This window comes from Lutibacter sp. Hel_I_33_5 (genome assembly GCF_007827455.1).
GTDB lineage: Bacteria > Bacteroidota > Bacteroidia > Flavobacteriales > Flavobacteriaceae > Polaribacter.
The window spans coordinates 1,151,609-1,168,151 of sequence record NZ_VISM01000001.1 but is presented as its reverse complement, the minus strand read 5'-3'; the positions used below and the strand labels follow the sequence as shown (position 1 = coordinate 1,168,151).

At 30.2% G+C, this 16,543-nt stretch carries 12 protein-coding genes and 2 tRNA genes; 1 reads left to right on the top strand and 13 read right to left on the bottom strand.

Annotated elements, in window-relative coordinates; genetic code table 11:
- Positions 1–77 precede the first annotated feature (77 nt).
- From OD91_RS05045 to OD91_RS05020, 6 genes are all read right to left on the bottom strand, one after another.
- A complete protein-coding gene (locus tag OD91_RS05045) occupies positions 78–1,769 on the bottom strand; it encodes a PspC domain-containing protein (protein WP_144895297.1) in 1,692 nt (563 codons plus the stop codon).
- Entirely contained in the window at positions 1,766–2,107 is a 342-nt protein-coding gene (locus tag OD91_RS05040; protein WP_144895296.1) for a PadR family transcriptional regulator, read from the bottom strand. The genes OD91_RS05045 and OD91_RS05040 overlap by 4 nt, the downstream gene beginning before the upstream one ends.
- Before the next feature lie 9 nt (positions 2,108–2,116).
- Entirely contained in the window at positions 2,117–2,557 is a 441-nt protein-coding gene (locus OD91_RS05035) for a DUF4870 domain-containing protein (protein WP_144895295.1), read from the bottom strand.
- Between the two features lie 230 nt (positions 2,558–2,787).
- On the bottom strand, positions 2,788–3,303 hold the full coding sequence (locus OD91_RS05030; protein ID WP_144895294.1) for a DUF2892 domain-containing protein: 516 nt from the start codon (positions 3,301–3,303) through the stop codon (positions 2,788–2,790).
- A 70-nt stretch (positions 3,304–3,373) separates the two neighbouring features.
- Positions 3,374–6,505: a cytochrome c biogenesis protein CcsA gene (gene ccsA / locus OD91_RS05025; RefSeq protein WP_144895293.1), complete on the bottom strand. Its 3,132-nt coding sequence runs from the start codon at positions 6,503–6,505 to the stop codon at positions 3,374–3,376.
- Positions 6,506–6,608: 103 nt separating this feature from the next.
- Positions 6,609–8,045, bottom strand: coding sequence for an amidohydrolase (locus tag OD91_RS05020; RefSeq protein ID WP_144895292.1), 1,437 nt, complete (start codon positions 8,043–8,045; stop codon positions 6,609–6,611).
- 123 nt (positions 8,046–8,168) lie between these two features.
- Between OD91_RS05020 and OD91_RS05015 the strand changes: the two genes are divergently transcribed.
- Positions 8,169–10,937 (top strand): pitrilysin family protein, encoded by a 2,769-nt coding sequence (locus OD91_RS05015; protein WP_144895291.1) that lies wholly within the window; start codon positions 8,169–8,171, stop codon positions 10,935–10,937.
- Between the two features lie 108 nt (positions 10,938–11,045).
- Here OD91_RS05015 and scpA read toward each other — a convergent pair whose 3' ends face one another.
- From scpA to OD91_RS04980, 7 genes are all read right to left on the bottom strand, one after another.
- On the bottom strand, positions 11,046–13,100 hold the full coding sequence (gene scpA, locus OD91_RS05010) for a methylmalonyl-CoA mutase (RefSeq protein ID WP_144895290.1): 2,055 nt from the start codon (positions 13,098–13,100) through the stop codon (positions 11,046–11,048).
- 311 nt (positions 13,101–13,411) lie between these two features.
- Positions 13,412–14,779 (bottom strand): methylmalonyl-CoA mutase subunit beta, encoded by a 1,368-nt coding sequence (locus OD91_RS05005; protein WP_144895289.1) that lies wholly within the window; start codon positions 14,777–14,779, stop codon positions 13,412–13,414.
- Positions 14,779–15,096: a septum formation initiator family protein gene (locus tag OD91_RS05000; RefSeq protein WP_144895288.1), complete on the bottom strand. Its 318-nt coding sequence runs from the start codon at positions 15,094–15,096 to the stop codon at positions 14,779–14,781. The genes OD91_RS05005 and OD91_RS05000 overlap by 1 nt, the downstream gene beginning before the upstream one ends.
- Positions 15,097–15,099: 3 nt before the next feature.
- On the bottom strand, positions 15,100–15,705 hold the full coding sequence (udk, locus tag OD91_RS04995; RefSeq protein WP_144895287.1) for a uridine kinase: 606 nt from the start codon (positions 15,703–15,705) through the stop codon (positions 15,100–15,102).
- 101 nt (positions 15,706–15,806) lie between these two features.
- Positions 15,807–15,881, bottom strand: a tRNA-Pro gene (locus OD91_RS04990).
- Between the two features lie 129 nt (positions 15,882–16,010).
- A complete protein-coding gene (locus OD91_RS04985) occupies positions 16,011–16,235 on the bottom strand; it encodes a hypothetical protein (RefSeq protein WP_144895286.1) in 225 nt (74 codons plus the stop codon).
- Positions 16,236–16,357: 122 nt separating this feature from the next.
- A tRNA-Pro gene (locus OD91_RS04980) sits at positions 16,358–16,432 on the bottom strand.
- Positions 16,433–16,543 lie beyond the last annotated feature (111 nt).

Here is a 16,543-nt window from a genome sequence, read left to right as displayed (position 1 = left end):
GATTCATCAAAGGTTACTATATAGACGCAATTTTTTAAATTATAGTTACCGAATTGTTGATTTTTTTAACCGAACTGTTAGAATTCGGATTCTATTGAAACTTTTTTCTCTTCTTTTAGTTCTTCTTCAATTACTTTTTCTTCCTCACAATCTGTACAGTCTAATCCATTTTCTGTCATTAGGAAATTGTGTTTAACCATGTCGTTTACGTATAAATCTGAGGTGTTTTTTATGCGATATAAAAAGTTCTTAGTGGTATTGTCAAAATAGATATTTGTATTTTTTGGTAGATGAATAGTTACTCTTACTTCTTCATCTCTCCATAAATTTTTATAGCTTGATAAATAATAAGCATCTAAAGAAATTTCATTGCCGTCTATTGTGTATTTATACTCAATATCTTTAGCATTACCCTTTGCTTTAAATTTATTTCTACCTTCAGATTCTTTCGAAACTACTATATAGGCTTCTTCTGAATTACTTTTTTCTACATCGACAAAAACGTAGTTAGAGTATACTTTTTTTACATCATTTATTTCAGTTTCATGTTTTCTAGAACTCCTTCTTAGATTATGAGTATAATAGATATTATCATCATTAATCATTTTTATTTTAAGCGTATCATTTTCTGATAAATTGATTCTCTCTTTAACATTACTTTTTCCACTATTAGCATATGAAGATCCGAACTCAATACCTGTAAAAACAATAGCTAACAAAGCTAAAATCCAGATTCCTAACAAAGTTAATGAGGTAGCTTTATTTAATTTTCTGACGCTGCTTGATAGAATTCTTAATCCTAAAATGAATAAAATTAAAAACGGAATTCCTACTAAAGCCACACCACTTAAAGTTAATAACCATCTAGGTAGTGTTGCATCATAAAAGAATGGAGGATACTGTATAAAATCGCTATCAATATTTAAAATCTCTATACTCCCAACAGAAAAACCACCAATAATTAATGAGATGATTACTGAAGCGGCAACAATGATTAAAAGCACTCCGATAAATTTCCCTATCACTTTAAAAAATGCTAGAATAATCTTACCTAGAGCATCAAGAAAATCCTGAAAACCGTTATTTTTTTTTCCTCTAAAAGATGAATTTACTTTTTCGCTAATTTCATTAGCACCATCTTTTATCATGTCTGATGCTCTATTAGCTGTTTCTTTTACATTTTCTGATATATTGGTAAACTCTTTTCTAATTTTTTTTTCAATATTATCAATATTTACATCTTCGCCTTCCATTTGTAATTTTTCAGCTGTCGTTCTTGCTTCTGGCAATAAAACCCAAAGAATAATGTAGATTAATGGAGAGAATCCACTAAATAATAAGATGATAAAAGCAAGTCTAATCCAGATAACATCTACATTAAAATAGTGTCCAATTCCAGAACAAACTCCTCCTAAAAATTTATCGTCACTATCTCTATAAAGTTTTTTAGAATTAGCGTTATTTCTTTGGTAAGAATAGCTAGATTCAGAATAACTTTCGTCCACATCTGCATAATCTTCTGGTTGTCCCATTATTTTGATGATCTCTTCAATATCACCTTCATTTACAACTTGTCTTGCATCTGTTATTTTTTCTGATAAAAGTTCAGAAATACGAGCTTCTATATCTGCAATGATTTCATTTTTACCCTGTGGATCATCACTTAAAGATTTAGAAATAGTATCTAAATACCTTCTTAGTTTCTTATAGGCTACTTCATCTATATGAAAAAAGAAGCCGCCTAAATTTATATTGATTGTCTTATTCATTTTTTAGTTGATTTTGTACTTGTTACTTGGTTTACTGCATTTACTAAATTACTCCATGTTTTGTCTAATTCTTTTAAAAACATGCCGCCGTTTTCTGTTAAAACGTAATATTTTCTTGGTGGTCCAGAGGTTGATTCTTCCCATCGATAGCTTAATAAACCTGCGTTTTTTAGGCGAGTTAATAATGGATAAATCGTGCCTTCAACCACAATCATTTCTGCAATTTTTAATGTGTTTAGTATTTCTGAAGTGTACGCATCTCCATGTTGTAAAATGGATAAGATGCAATACTCCAAAACACCTTTACGCATTTGTGCTTTTGTGTTTTCTATCTTCATTCTGTGGTGTTATTTTATAAATTTTATAGTAAACGGATACTTGTAATTTTCTCCCTTGTTTGCCTTTAATGATGCAATAATTACCAATGCAATTCCTATGATATAAATGATTCCTGCTAAAGAACCAATACCTATAAATCCAAATGCATTGCCAATATCTAAATCAAAGTCAAAGTTAAAATTGTGCCTGTTAAAAACATTGTGATTATTATTAAAAATTGAACCAATTGCAAAGGGTATAAAACTGATGGTTAAAATAAATACATATAATGTATAACTGATATTAAAGTTAACCGCTTCTTTACCTTGTTCATCTAAATATTGACTTCTATCTTTTAAAGTTTGCCATGCAATTAATGGTGTAATTATATTTCCAAAAGGAAACATTAAACCTGCAAATGCAGATATGTGTATTAAGAATGCGTTGGTATTTTCGTTATTTCTTGACATAGTAAAATGATTTGTATAATACTTTCTTATGCAAATATATATCTTTAAAAAGGTATTATGCAATGCATAGTACTATAATTAACATTTTTTTAACATTTTATTTTGACGTTAATATAATAGAGAGTTTGATGTATGTTCTTGTTAATCAATATTTTAAAATGAAATTCCATAAAAAAAACCTACTTAATTAAAAGTAGGTTTTAAATTTTATGGAAAAAGATTTATTGAGATTAAATCTTTTTCATTTGCTGTTTCATCATCTGCATTTGCTCTTTTAGCATACCATGTTTGTCTAATTTTTTAGCTTCAGCCATTAAATTAGTTGCTTCACGTTTTCTACGTTTTGTCATGGCAATACCAGCTAATTGTAATTTAGCCATAGCTAAATCATGATTCATAGCTAAGCCTAATTTTACAGCTTTGCGTAAATATTTTTCAGCTTGAGTAATATTAGTTTGAGATAAAATAATACCATGTAAGTAATTATAATATCCTTCTTGTTTTTGTATTAAAGCAGCAGAAGGGTTTTTAATATAGCTAAGCCATTTTTGTGTACCTGCAAAATTTTGTTTTCTTAATTGTAAGAAAGCTAATAAGATAAATTCGTTTTTAAAGTATAGTAGAACAAAAATCCCAGCCAATAAAAGAATTGCAATTCCATTACCTATATGACCTTGGGAAAATTCATACACTGCCCACGCAGTGATTAAAGCAGCTAATACTAATTTTATATTTTTATGAAACATGTTTTTTTCTTAATAAAATTGAGAGACAAAAGTACATTTTTCTATTCAAAATTCTGAATCATTCTGTAAATTACTTCTTATAATATTTCTTGTATTTAAACCAAGCTAAAGACCCCAAAACAATAACAAAACCTACTGAATAAAATACTGTAGTAGGTGTAACTACACGATCTCCACTAGCATAAGAATGCAATCCAGATAAGTAAAAATTTACACCGAAATATGTCATCATAATAGATGCATAGGCAATTATAGACCAAAGGTTAAATGTAAATCTTCCACGTAATCCTGGAATTAATCGCATGTGTAAAACAAACGCATAAATCATAATAGAAATTAATGCCCAAGTTTCTTTTGGATCCCAACCCCAATAACGACCCCAACTTTCATTAGCCCACATACCGCCTAAAAAATTTCCAATCGTAAGCATCACCAAACCAACCGTTACAGCCATTTCATTAATAATGGTTAATTCTTTTATGTTGAGGTACATTTTTTCTCTATTCTTTGTCGTTGTAAAAACCATTAAACTTAGTGAAACAATACCTAATATCATCCCTAAAGAAAAGGGACCGTAACTCGCAACAATAATTGATACATGTACTAAAACCCACCAAGAATTTAATACAGGTTGTAAGTTTGCAATTTCTGGATCGAGCCAGTTTTGATGAGCAAAAGCTAAAATTATCGCCGTTAAAAAAGTAGTAGCTGCAATTGTTAATGCCGATTTTCTACCTAAAAATAATCCAAACAACATGGTTGCCCAAGCAACATAAATAATAGATTCATATGCATTACTCCAAGGAGCATGACCACTAATATACCAACGTGCTATTAACCCTAGAAGATGTGTGATAAATAGAAGGATGGTTACTCCAATTAATACTTTTACAATAGTATTAATCCATTTTTTATCATTAAAAATTTGAAGAATTACAAATACAATTAAAAATAAACTTACAAAGCCGTAAAGTTTAGAAAGTTGTTCAAAAATGCTAACTTTATTATATGTGATCTCTAAATCAATTTTCTTTTTTGTAGGAATTACTTCTTTTCCGAATTTTTGTTGAAACTTTTTAATCCCTTTTAAAACATTATTAGCTTCAGTATAATCACCAGATTTTTTTGAAGTTTGTAAAAGTTGAATGTAAACAGGTAAAGATTGTCTTACAAAAACAGAGTCAACACCTTTAAATGGTGCTTGAGAGGTTTCAGGTTGAGATACCCATGTGTTATTTTCATCATTAGGTATTGGATATATTCTAAGAACATTACCACTAAGCGCTCTGGATAATAACCAAGTTCTTCTACTAATTTTTATGACATCCTTCTCAAACTTATTTTGTACATTTTTCTTCTGTGCTTCTACAATATGAGAATCTACTTTAGAAACACCAGTGTTTGTGTAAAAGTCTGATAATCTAGCATGTGTAGCGTCTTTTGCAACACCTAAAATTTCTCTAATTTTTGTGTTCCCTTCCTCTAAATATACTACAGGAACATCAAACCAGAGCCTTGGACTTTCTATAATTGAAAGTAAAACCTGACTTGGCGTCATATCTTTAAATGTATCTGTATAAGCAACTTTTCTAACTAATTCAGAAGCAAAAGTATGTGCTGGTTTCATACGACCACCAGCATCTTGTATAACCAACCTGTTAAATTCTTCAGCATGAGAAACAGCGACCAAGTTTGCTTTTAAAATTGAATCAATTTTAACATCACTAATTCTTTGTTTTGTATGATTTTGTTGATGTTGTGCCGTTCCAAAACTTATAAATAAGAATCCAAAGATTAATGATAATGTCTGTTTCTTAGCTCTGATTTTTTTAAGATGACGTTTTAAATCATCAAAATGCGTGTTTTTAGCAAATAGCATGCAAATTAAGCCAGTATATAATAATGAGTAACCAATATATGTGACCAAAGTTCCCCAAAAATCATGATTTACAGATAGATGTGTTTGTTCAACTTTACCTGTTAAGTCATAACTAGACTGAAAAAATTTATAACCATTATGATCTAAAATATGATTCATATATATCCTATAATCAAAAGTTTCTTTTGTATCTATAACTGTAACTTCACTAGCATAGGAAGCTGCATTTTCTGAACCCGGATATTTTTCTAGCTGAAAATCATTCAATTTAACATTAAATGGAGTTTCTAAAATCTTAGAACCATATAATAATCTAAAGTTAAGTCCGTCAACAGTTACTTCTTTTGAATTTTCTACATTATATTGTCCGCCAGCAAGTTCAACACGTTTAGTTTCTTTATCAGTTTTAATATCAAAAACTACGACATCAGATTTTTCAGGATCTTTATCACCGCTTACGGTTTTTACTTCGCCTTTAATTGCTGGTTTAGGAACAACAAATTGAAGTCCGTTTATAGTATGTAGTGTTAATAGTTGAAAATATTGAGCAGAGTCTTTAACAATTTTACCACGTTTTTGATCTGCCATTCTAAACCAATCTCCATCAGCCTTAGATTGCATTTTTAGGTTATCATCTTCATAAAAAAAGTTGATGGATGCATTGTTGTCTTTTACACCAAAACCAATTAAAAGATTATGGATGTTCTGAACTGTTCCTTTTTTGATATAATGATCGTGTCTACTTCCGCTAGAACTTTCTACAAAATGCAAATGCTCTATTCCGTTTTCATCTTCAACCAATTCTTTCTTCGCCCAAGGAATATAATCAACAAGTTTTATTGAATATTTTTTTCCTCGAAAATTATTTTCAGTAGACCATGAGTTTTCACCCCAAGCTGAAAGTAGCATTTTGTCATGCGTAGTTTTTTGTTCATTGTTGTCGTCTACTATAGCATTAAGATACGTAGTCTCTGATAAAAAAGTATTAGTAGATTCACCTTCATTAATCATCATAATTCCTTCATATCCTACATAACGTGTGATACCAGCTCCAATTAAAATAAAAAGAAAGGAAATGTGAAACATTAAAACCGCCCATTTTTCTTTTTTGTACAATCGATATCTAAAAATATTACCAAAGAAATTAATAACAAAAAATACCATAATAGCTTCAAACCACCAAGTATTGTATACTAATGCTTTAGAGGTTTGTGTTCCGTAATCGTTTTCTATAAAAGTAGCTACTCCCATGGCGGTAGCAAATAGTATAAATAATACTGCCATTAAACGTGTAGAGTAGAGGATGTTGAAGATATTTTTCATCTCAATTTGGTCTGTTAAAGTCATGCAAATTTACGGATAAATAACTTAAATATGGTTTAGTTTTATCCATAAAAAAGCTGAGAATTTTCTCAGCTTAAATTGTTTATTTAGTTTTTGGAATCGGTGGTGGTCCATCTGGAACAATTGCTTTGTAAACTGCATCACCTTTTCTTAATTTGTATTCATCTTTTACTTTAGTAACTAAAGTTGGGTTTTCAAATAAATCAAGCATGGTCATAGACATTGCTTTAGATGCATAAATTAATCCTTTGTGTCCTATACTCATTCCTCCACAGGCTACAACAGCCCATGAATGCCAAGGTGTATCTTTTGGTGCGGTTGTTACTCCTAAATTTATATTAGCAACATTCCAACTTACATCTCCAACATCTGTAGAACCTCCGCCTGGATGTTCTTTTGTTTTTTCTAAAGGATTAATAGCACTATCCATTCCTACTTGCTCTTTGCCAGTAACTTCTTGTATCTTTTTTCCGAAAGCGGTTTCTGATTCTGTGTATTTTATTGGGCCTAATAATTCTAAGTTTTTTTGCATAATTTCTCCACCAGCTCTGTTCACTAAAACTTCATAAATTCCAGAAATTAAAGACACTTTATAATCAACATTAGCCAATATTGCAGCTCCTTTTGCCATTTCCATGGCACGTTTATAAACAGGCATCATTCCAGAGCGCTTTGTATCTCTAACACGCATCCATAGTCTTGAATAATCTGGAACCACATTAACAACTTGTCCGCCATCCTGAATGTGGTAATGCATTCTTACTGTTGGTTTTACATGTTCTCTGTAATAGTTGATTCCTGCAGTATATAATTCTAATGCATCAGATGCAGATCTACCATTCCAAGGATCTGCAGAAGCATGTGCAGCTTGTCCAAAGAATTCTATTTTAAAATCTACCAATGCTAAAGAACTTTGTACATCCGCTTTAATAGAAGCAGAAGGGTGCCAGCTAATATTTACATCAACATCATCCCATAAACCAGCTCTTACCATCCAAATTTTGCCAAAGAATTTTTCTTCAGAAGGTGTGCCAAAAAACTTCACTGTACCTTTTATTTTTCCTTGTTCAATAAGTTCTTTAATGGCAATTGCTGCTCCAAGACTTCCTGCTCCGAATAAATTATGTCCACATCCATGACCATTTCCTTTTTCTACTAAAGGATCTTTTGTTGGGCTTGCTTTTTGTGAAATACCTGGCAAGGCATCAAATTCACCTAAAACACTAATAACGGGTTTTCCACTACCGTAGGAAGCAACAAAAGCAGTAGGCATTTCTGCAATACCTCTTTCAACAGTAAAACCGTTTTTTTCTGCATAATCTGCTAATATTTTTGCAGATTGCGTTTCTTCAAACGCAGTTTCTGCTAATTGCCAAATGTTATCACTTATTTCTATTAAAGCATTTTGATGCTTTTCTATAGATTTTATAAGTGATTTTTTGTTTTTAGTTAATTTTTGTGCTTGTAGAAATTGTACCGATAAAAATAGGGCTACTAAGATGAGTATTTGTTTTTTCATGAAAAGTTGATTTTCTCAAAAATAAGGAATTATTAAATATTTAACAATTAGAAGTATTGTTTGTTGTGAAATTGTTTTGTGTAATTAATTATATTTGGTGAAAATTAAAAAAAAATCATTCAAATGAGAAAACTTAATCAACTTACTAAAACAATATTAATTTGTACTGGGTTGTTTTTAGCAGCTTCTTTTACAAATGCTCAAATTAAAAAAACAGCAAGTGTAGAAGGTATTACAGAATACAAATTAGACAATGGTCTTAAAGTATTATTATTTCCAGACAATTCTTCGCAAACAATTACCGTGAATATTACCTACTTAGTAGGTTCTAGGCATGAAGGTTATGGAGAAAAAGGGATGGCGCATTTATTAGAACATCTAGTATTTAAAGGAACACCTAATCATCCAGATATTCCAAAAGAGTTAACTACACATGGAGCTAGACCAAACGGAACTACTTGGTATGATAGAACCAATTATTTTGAAACGTTTAATGCTACAGATGAAAATCTTGATTGGGCATTAGATTTAGAGGCAGATAGAATGGTAAACTCTTACATCGCAGAAAAAGATTTAAAGTCTGAGTTTTCTGTGGTACGTAACGAGTTTGAATCTGGTGAAAATTCGCCAACAAGCGTATTAATGAAAACATTAATTAGTACAGCATTTGTGTGGCATAATTATGGACAGTCTACCATTGGAAACCGTTCTGATATAGAGCGAGTACCAATTCAAAATTTAAAAGCTTTTTATAAAAAATATTATCGTCCAGATAATGCAGTTTTAATGGTTACAGGTAAATTTAATACAGAAAAAACCTTAGCTTTAATCGTGAAGAAATATGGAGGTATTAAGAATCCATCAACACCATTAAGAGATGTTCCAACAATAGAACCTGCTCAAGATGGAGAAAAAAGAGTAACATTAAGTAGAGTTGGAGATTTACAAGTTTTAGCGGCTATGTATCATACACCTGCTGGATCTCATGAAGATTATGCAGCTTTAGCAATTGCAGAAAATATATTAACTGATCAACCGTCTGGAAGAATATACAAAGCATTAATTGATAAAAAGAAAGCATCTAGTCTTTGGTCTTTTTCACCTTTTACTAAAGAGCCATCATTTATGTATTTTAATGTAGATGTTCCTTCAGATAAATCTTTACCTGAAGCAGAAAGTGCTATGTTAAAAGTTTTAGATGATGCATCTAAGAATCCTATTACTGCAGCGGAATTAAAAAGAGCTAAAGCAAATATTTTAAAACAAATAGATCAAATTAGTAGAAACTCTTCTTATTTAGGAACTTATATGAGTGAATTTATAGGTGCTGGAGATTGGAGATTATCTTACATTCATAGAGATAGAGTAGAGGCTATGACTTTAGATAAAGTTAATGCGGCTGTAAAAAAGTATTTTATTCCTACAAATAGATCAGTTGGTAATTTTGTACCAACAAAAAAACCAGTTAGAGTTGGAGTACCGCATACAGAAGGTGTTGCAGAATTAGTTAAGAGTTACAAAGGAAAGAAAGGGTTTGGAGCTGGAGAAGCTTTTGATGTTTCATATGATAATATTCAAAGCAGGTTAGATGCAGGTACTTTGCCTAAAAGTAATATTGATTACGGATTTATTAAAAAAGATAATAGAGGTAAAACAGTCATTCTTTCTTTTGCTTTTAGAAACGGAACTGTAAATGATTTAATGAATAAAGGTAAGATTGCTAGTTATACAGCTAGAATGCTTAATAAAGGAACTAAAACAAAGTCTAGACAAGATATTGAAGATAAGTTAAGTGAGTTAAAATCTTCTGTTAGTTTTAGAGGAGCAAATGGTAGAACATATGTTAATATTAATACAACGCAAGATAACCTACAAGCAACGTTAGATTTAATGACAGATATAATTAAAAACCCTGTTTTTAATCAGGCCGAATTAGATAAATTAAAAACACAAGATTTAGCTAATTTAGAGCGTAATAAAACTGAACCTACATTTTTAGCTTCTAGAAAATTAGGATTAATTAATCAACGTTATAAAAAAGGGCATCCTTTATATAGTATGAGTATTGCGGAAGAGATAGCAGCTATTAATGATGTGTCTGTTGATAAAATGAAAGCATATTATAAAGAATTTTATGGTATTTCTAATAGCGCTACTTTAGTTTCAATAGGTAATATTGATGAGCAAAAATTGAAAAACTATTTTGATACTGAGTTTGGAGATTTTAAATCTAATTTACCGTTTACTAATGTAAGTAATAAGTTTAAAACGAATAAAGCAACAAATGAAAGCTTAAATACACCAGATAAGAAAAATGCATTTACAGTAGGTAGATTAACTTTTGAGTCTAGCCAATATGATAACGATCATGCTGCTTTAGTTGTTGCAGGTTCTGTTTTTGGTGGCGGATTTTTAAATTCAAGAATTGCTGCTAGATTACGACAAAAAGATGGGGTAAGTTATGGTGCTGGAGGTGGTGTAAATGTAGATGCACAAAAAGATGATAAAAACTCATCAATGTTTGTGTATGCAATTTATGCGCCACAAAATGCAGCGAAGGTTCAACTTGGATTTAAAGAAGAAATAGCACGTTTTATTAAAGATGGTATTACAGAAGAAGAATTGAAAAACGCTGTAAAAGGTTGGATTCAAGGTCAAACAGTTTCTAGAGCTAAGGATAATGAAATCTCGAGTTTAATAAATAACAATATTTATTATAAAAGAGATATTAATTTTCAGAAAAACTTAGAAAAGAAAATGAATACTTTAACCGTTGAAGACGTTAATAATGCAATTAAAAAATATTTTAAAACATTTAATAACTGGTCTGTAGTAAATGCAGGGGACTTTAAGAATGATATAAAGAAGAAAAAAGAAGAGGTTAAAAACTAACCTCCTTTTTTTACTGAATATTTAAAGAGCGATTTTTTTAAAATCGCTCTTTTTTATTTTTTAAAAACCTTAAGATATCTCGACTCCGCTCGAAGTAATATCTAGGTTTTATTCGTCAATTAAAATAGTAAGTAAATCTATGGCAGCTTGTGCTATTTTTGTTCCTGGACCAAAAACACCTACGGCACCAGCATCAAATAAGAATTGATAATCTTGCGCTGGAATTACACCACCTACAATAACCATAATATCTTCTCTACCATACTTTATTAGTTCTTCGATTACTTGAGGAACCAATGTTTTATGTCCAGCAGCTAATGAAGAAATTCCGAGAATGTGTACATCGTTTTCTACAGCTTGTTTTGTAGCCTCTTTTGGTGTTTGGAATAACGAACCAATATCTACATCAAAACCTAAATCGGCATATCCAGTAGCAACTACTTTTGCTCCTCTATCATGACCATCTTGCCCTAATTTTGCAATCATTATTCGAGGTCTTCTACCTTCAGATTCAGCAAATTTATCTGCTAATTCTGAAGCTTTTTTAAATAATTTATCGTCTTTTATTTCTTTACTATACACACCAGAAATTGTTTTATGTACTGCTTTATGTCTTCCGAAAACTGTTTCTAAAGCATCAGAAATTTCCCCCAAAGTAGCTCTATTTCTTGCAGCTTTAATAGTCAAATCTAATAAATTTCCCTCATTAGATTTTGCACATTGAATTAAATCATTCAATGATTTTTCAACTTCTGTATTATTTCTTTTAGCTTTTAAGCTCTTCAATCGTTCTATTTGAGATTGTCTTACAGCTTCATTATCAACTTCTAAAATATGTAAAGGTTCTTCTTCTTTTAACTGATATTTATTAACACCAACAATAACATCTTGTCCGCTATCAATTTTAGCTTGTTTTTTTGCAGCAGCTTCTTCAATTCGCATTTTCGGAATTCCTTTTTCAATGGCTTTTGTCATTCCTCCCAATTCAGAAACTTCATTAATTAATTCCCAAGCTTTATCTGCAATATCTTTAGTTAATTGTTCTAGATGATAACTACCTGCCCAAGGATCTACCGTTTTAGTAATATGTGTTTCTTTTTGTAAATATATTTGCGTATTTCTTGCAATCCTTGCAGAGAAATCAGTAGGTAAAGCAATTGCCTCATCCAACGCATTGGTATGTAAACTTTGTGTGCCTCCAAAAGCTGCAGCCATTGCTTCTATAGTGGTTCTTGCTACGTTGTTAAATGGATCTTGAGCTGTTAAAGACCAACCACTTGTTTGACAGTGTGTTCTTAAAACTAAAGATTTTGAGTTTTTTGGATTGAATTGTTTTACAATTTTTGCCCATAACATTCTTGCCGCTCTTAGTTTTGCAATTTCTGTAAAATGATTCATTCCTATTGCCCAAAAAAATGATAATCTTGGCGCAAAAGTATCGATATCTAATCCAGCCTCTATACCTTTTTTTATGTATTCTAACCCGTCTGCAAGCGTATAGGCTAATTCAATTTCTGGAGTAGCACCAGCTTCTTGCATGTGATATCCAGAAATAGAAATTGAATTATATTTTAGCATATTTTTGCTGGTATATTTAAAAATATCAGCAATAATTTTCATAGATGGTTTTGGCGGATATATATAGGTGTTTCGTACCATAAACTCCTTAAGAATATCATTTTGTATTGTACCTGATAATAATTCTTGCGAAACTCCTTGTTCTTCCGCAGCAACTATATAAAATGCTAAAATTGGTAAAACAGCTCCGTTCATAGTCATAGAAACTGACATTTTATCTAATGGAATTTTATTAAATAAAATCTTCATGTCTTCCACAGAATCTATGGCAACACCAGCCTTTCCAACATCGCCTTGTACACGTTCATGATTAGAATCATAGCCTCTATGAGTTGCTAAATCAAATGCAACAGATAATCCTTTTTGTCCAGCATCTAAATTTCTTCTATAAAAAGCATTACTTTCTTCTGCAGTAGAAAATCCAGCATATTGTCTAACTGTCCAAGGTTTTCTAACATACATGGTTGAATAAGGTCCTCGTAAATTTGGAGCAATTCCGGCAATAAAATCTTCATGTTTAAAAACTTTATCAGGTGTGTTTAAAGTTTTTTTTAATTGTAAGTCTTGTACTGATTTTCTACTCATTTTCGGAGGTAGTTTCCAATCGCATTAGTTGGTATAGTTTATTATTTATTTCTTTGATTTCTTTATTTTTTTTATCAATTAAGAGGTAAATTCTTATTAAATATGTCAAACATATTATAATTGTAAAACTTAGGACTACTAAAATAAAGTTAATAGAATTGCCAAAATAGGAATACACCCTACTTTCCATAAAGACAATAAAAATTAAAGAAAGTAAGATAAAACCAGTTAAATATTTTGTGGCTCTTTTTTTTCTTTTCTGAATTGCTGATTTTAATTCTTCTTGTCTGTTTTTATTAGAAGTAATTAGCTCAGTTTTTGTCCCCATATTTTTCGTTTTTTAACCTAATTTGTTCAGATTCTTCTGAAAGGCGTTTTGTTAAAATTGGGGAAATCAAAGTTTTCTTTCTATTGAGCTTAAGGAATGGATAGATATCTAAACTATCTGACATTCTGTTTTTTTTGTCTAATAAAATATTTGTACCTAACAAATATAAGTTTTTTGAATTAAATAATTCTTGTTCTTTATTTGCGGATTCTAAAATTTTATTTTGGATGATTCTTTTTTTTAATAATTTTAAGAATCCGCCAGATTTTTCAATTTGCTTAAATATTTGTAACGCTTTATCTGCTAATTGTTGTGTTATTGCTTCTATATAATAAGAACCATCGGCATAATTTTGTGATTCGCTTAGCTCACTTTCTTGTTGTAAGATTAATAATTGATTTCTAGAAATACGTTCACCAAACTCATTAGATTTATGATAAATTGTGTCGTAAGAAACATTACAAACAGTATTTGAGCCTCCTAATACTGCACTCATACATTCAGAAGTGGTTCGTAACATATTTACATTGTAATCATATAATGTTTTATTTCGTAAACTAGGTTTTGTGAAAATATGAGCTTCTTTATTTACACTATAATTTTGATTTATAAGTGTATTCCAAAGAATTCTAAATGCTCTAAGTTTTGCGATTTCAAAAAAGTAATTACTACCAACACTAAAATTAAAATGGACTTTATCAATAACATTTTCGCCGAAATACTCTAAATATTCATTTGCATGTGCTAATGTATAAGCTAATTCCTGCGCAATATTTGCACCTGCATTTTGGTATAAACTTGCGTTTACGGAAATACTATTAGTAGTAAGGTTTAATGTTTTTTCTATTGATGAAAAATCTTCTTTTAAATTTGTAAACCAATTTCCGGTTTTGGCAAGATTGCCAATAATATCAATATTAAAAAATGTATTTTTTTGATTAATTTGTTTCGATATGTTTTTAATAAAATCAACAGATAAAAACTGAAAGTTAAAGTAAATTACAACTTCTTCTAGGTTAATGTCTTTTAGAAGAAGGTTAAAGTCAAACTCTTTTTTTGCGGTAAATTCTATTGATGTTGCGCCTTTTTTTATTGAATTGACTGCAATAGTATTCGCAATTGTTTCTTTATCTACAAAAATAGATTGACAAATTGCAAACCCTTTTTTTGGTAAGTTTATTTGATGATTTTTTCTGTCTTCTTTTGTGTAAAAAGGTTTTACTATAATTCCTTCAGGAGTTTTCCATAACAAAGAATCATTATAATCTTCACCTTTTAAATCAACTTGAATCTTTTGTTTCCAAGCTGCTGGTGAAACAGGGTCAAATTCATCAAACAAAAAAGAACTCATTATTTTTTTATGGTATCAAATTCTATTAAATAAATATCTTCATTCTCCTTTTTCATGTAGTATTTTTCTCTTGCGTAGCGTTCTAATTGCAAAGAGTCTTTTAACTTTTTTATGGTTTCTTTATCTTCTTTTATTTCTGATTTATAAAAATTAACGGTCTTTTGTAAATCTTCTATTTCTTTGTTGTATTTATTATGTGTGAAAAAAGAATTTTCATCAAAAAATGTCATCCAAACAATAAAAACGGCTAAAATTAATACGTATTTATTGGTTAAGATTTTTAATATAGGATTGGATGTGAATTTTGATAAGTTCATAAATTACAAACGTTCATTTATTACTGATCTTACAATATCTATCGCTACATTATTATGTTGATTATTAGGTATAATGATATCTGCAAAGTTTTTTGTAGGTTCAATATATTGATCATGCATTGGTTTTAAAGTATCTTGATATCTACTTAAAACTTCATCTATATCTCTAGCTCTTTCATTAATATCTCTTCTAATTCTTCTTATCAAACGCTCGTCTGCATCTGCATGAACAAAGATTTTAATATCACATAAATCGCGTAAATCTTCACTATTTAAAATTAGTATCCCTTCAATAATTACAACTTTTCTAGGATGTGTTTTTATAGTGTCTTTTGTTCTATTGTGAGTAACAAAAGAATATACTGGTTGATTGATAGTTTCTCCTTTTTTAAGTTGATTTAAATGATCAATTAATAAATCAAAATCTATTGAATTTGGATGGTCAAAATTAATTTTCACTCTTTCTTCATATGATAAATCATCTGTAGCTTTATAGTAAGAATCTTGTGAAATAACACAAACCTCATCTTTTGGGAACTGCGCTGCGATTTTATTTACTACAGTAGTTTTTCCGCTTCCAGTTCCACCAGTAATACCTATGATTAGCATACTATATTGAAGATTAAATTATTTGTAATTTAGAAACGAATTTACTAAATATTTAGAGAATTCGTGAGGTTAATTTTTTTAAAAAAGATAAATTTTAAAAGTCGGGATGAGAGGATTCGAACCTCCGATCTCTGGTCCCCCAGACCAGCACTTTAACCGGACTAAGCTACATCCCGTATTTTATGAAAACAAATATATGTTTAGTATAACAATTTAACAAACAAATTTGGTCACTAAAAAAGCCTACAAAATTTTGTAGGCTTTCATTGTTTTATCAAAATTGATAAATTTCGTATGCTAAAATATTAGGAAGTTAATGGTTTCCCTTTTAAACGTTTTTCAATTCGTTGTTTAATAACAGTTAAGCGTTTCATAACATCCATGATTTCGCTGCTCTTATTTTCTTTGTAAACTTCATTTAAACTAAGGATAAGTTCTTTCGCTTCTCTAGCGGCTAAGATCCTATCACTGGTTGTGGGAAACTTAAATTTTCTGTTTTCAAATTCTAGCGCCTTCTCAATTAAATCCATATAATTCTATTAATATAATATTGCGGGTAATATACAACGTAAAAGTTAAAAAAAAAATTAATTCTTTTAAATTAAACAGAAATTTTTGTTAAAATAACGGTGGATATATTCGGTAAAATAAGTCGGGGTGGCAGGATTCGAACCTGCGACCTCCTCGTCCCAAACGAGGCGCGATGACCGGGCTACGCTACACCCCGAAAATATCGCTGCAAATATATTATCTTTTAAATTAAATAGTACCTTTTGATAGGATTATTTTTCTTTATCGTCTAATTGTCAAAAGATATTCACAATAAATTAATCAGAAG

Excerpts from the sequence above, each read along its gene's own strand:
- OD91_RS05045 (WP_144895297.1), bottom strand. The coding sequence starts at position 1,769 with ATGAATAAGACAATCAATATAAATTTAGGCGGCTTCTTTTTTCATATA.
- OD91_RS05040 (WP_144895296.1), bottom strand. The coding sequence starts at position 2,107 with ATGAAGATAGAAAACACAAAAGCACAAATGCGTAAAGGTGTTTTGGAG.
- OD91_RS05035 (WP_144895295.1), bottom strand. The coding sequence starts at position 2,557 with ATGTCAAGAAATAACGAAAATACCAACGCATTCTTAATACACATATCT.
- OD91_RS05030 (WP_144895294.1), bottom strand. The coding sequence starts at position 3,303 with ATGTTTCATAAAAATATAAAATTAGTATTAGCTGCTTTAATCACTGCG.
- ccsA (WP_144895293.1), bottom strand. The coding sequence starts at position 6,505 with ATGAAAAATATCTTCAACATCCTCTACTCTACACGTTTAATGGCAGTA.
- OD91_RS05020 (WP_144895292.1), bottom strand. The coding sequence starts at position 8,045 with ATGAAAAAACAAATACTCATCTTAGTAGCCCTATTTTTATCGGTACAA.
- OD91_RS05015 (WP_144895291.1), top strand. The coding sequence starts at position 8,169 with ATGAGAAAACTTAATCAACTTACTAAAACAATATTAATTTGTACTGGG.
- scpA (WP_144895290.1), bottom strand. The coding sequence starts at position 13,100 with ATGAGTAGAAAATCAGTACAAGACTTACAATTAAAAAAAACTTTAAAC.
- OD91_RS05005 (WP_144895289.1), bottom strand. The coding sequence starts at position 14,779 with ATGAGTTCTTTTTTGTTTGATGAATTTGACCCTGTTTCACCAGCAGCT.
- OD91_RS05000 (WP_144895288.1), bottom strand. The coding sequence starts at position 15,096 with ATGAACTTATCAAAATTCACATCCAATCCTATATTAAAAATCTTAACC.
- udk (WP_144895287.1), bottom strand. The coding sequence starts at position 15,705 with ATGCTAATCATAGGTATTACTGGTGGAACTGGAAGCGGAAAAACTACT.
- OD91_RS04985 (WP_144895286.1), bottom strand. The coding sequence starts at position 16,235 with ATGGATTTAATTGAGAAGGCGCTAGAATTTGAAAACAGAAAATTTAAG.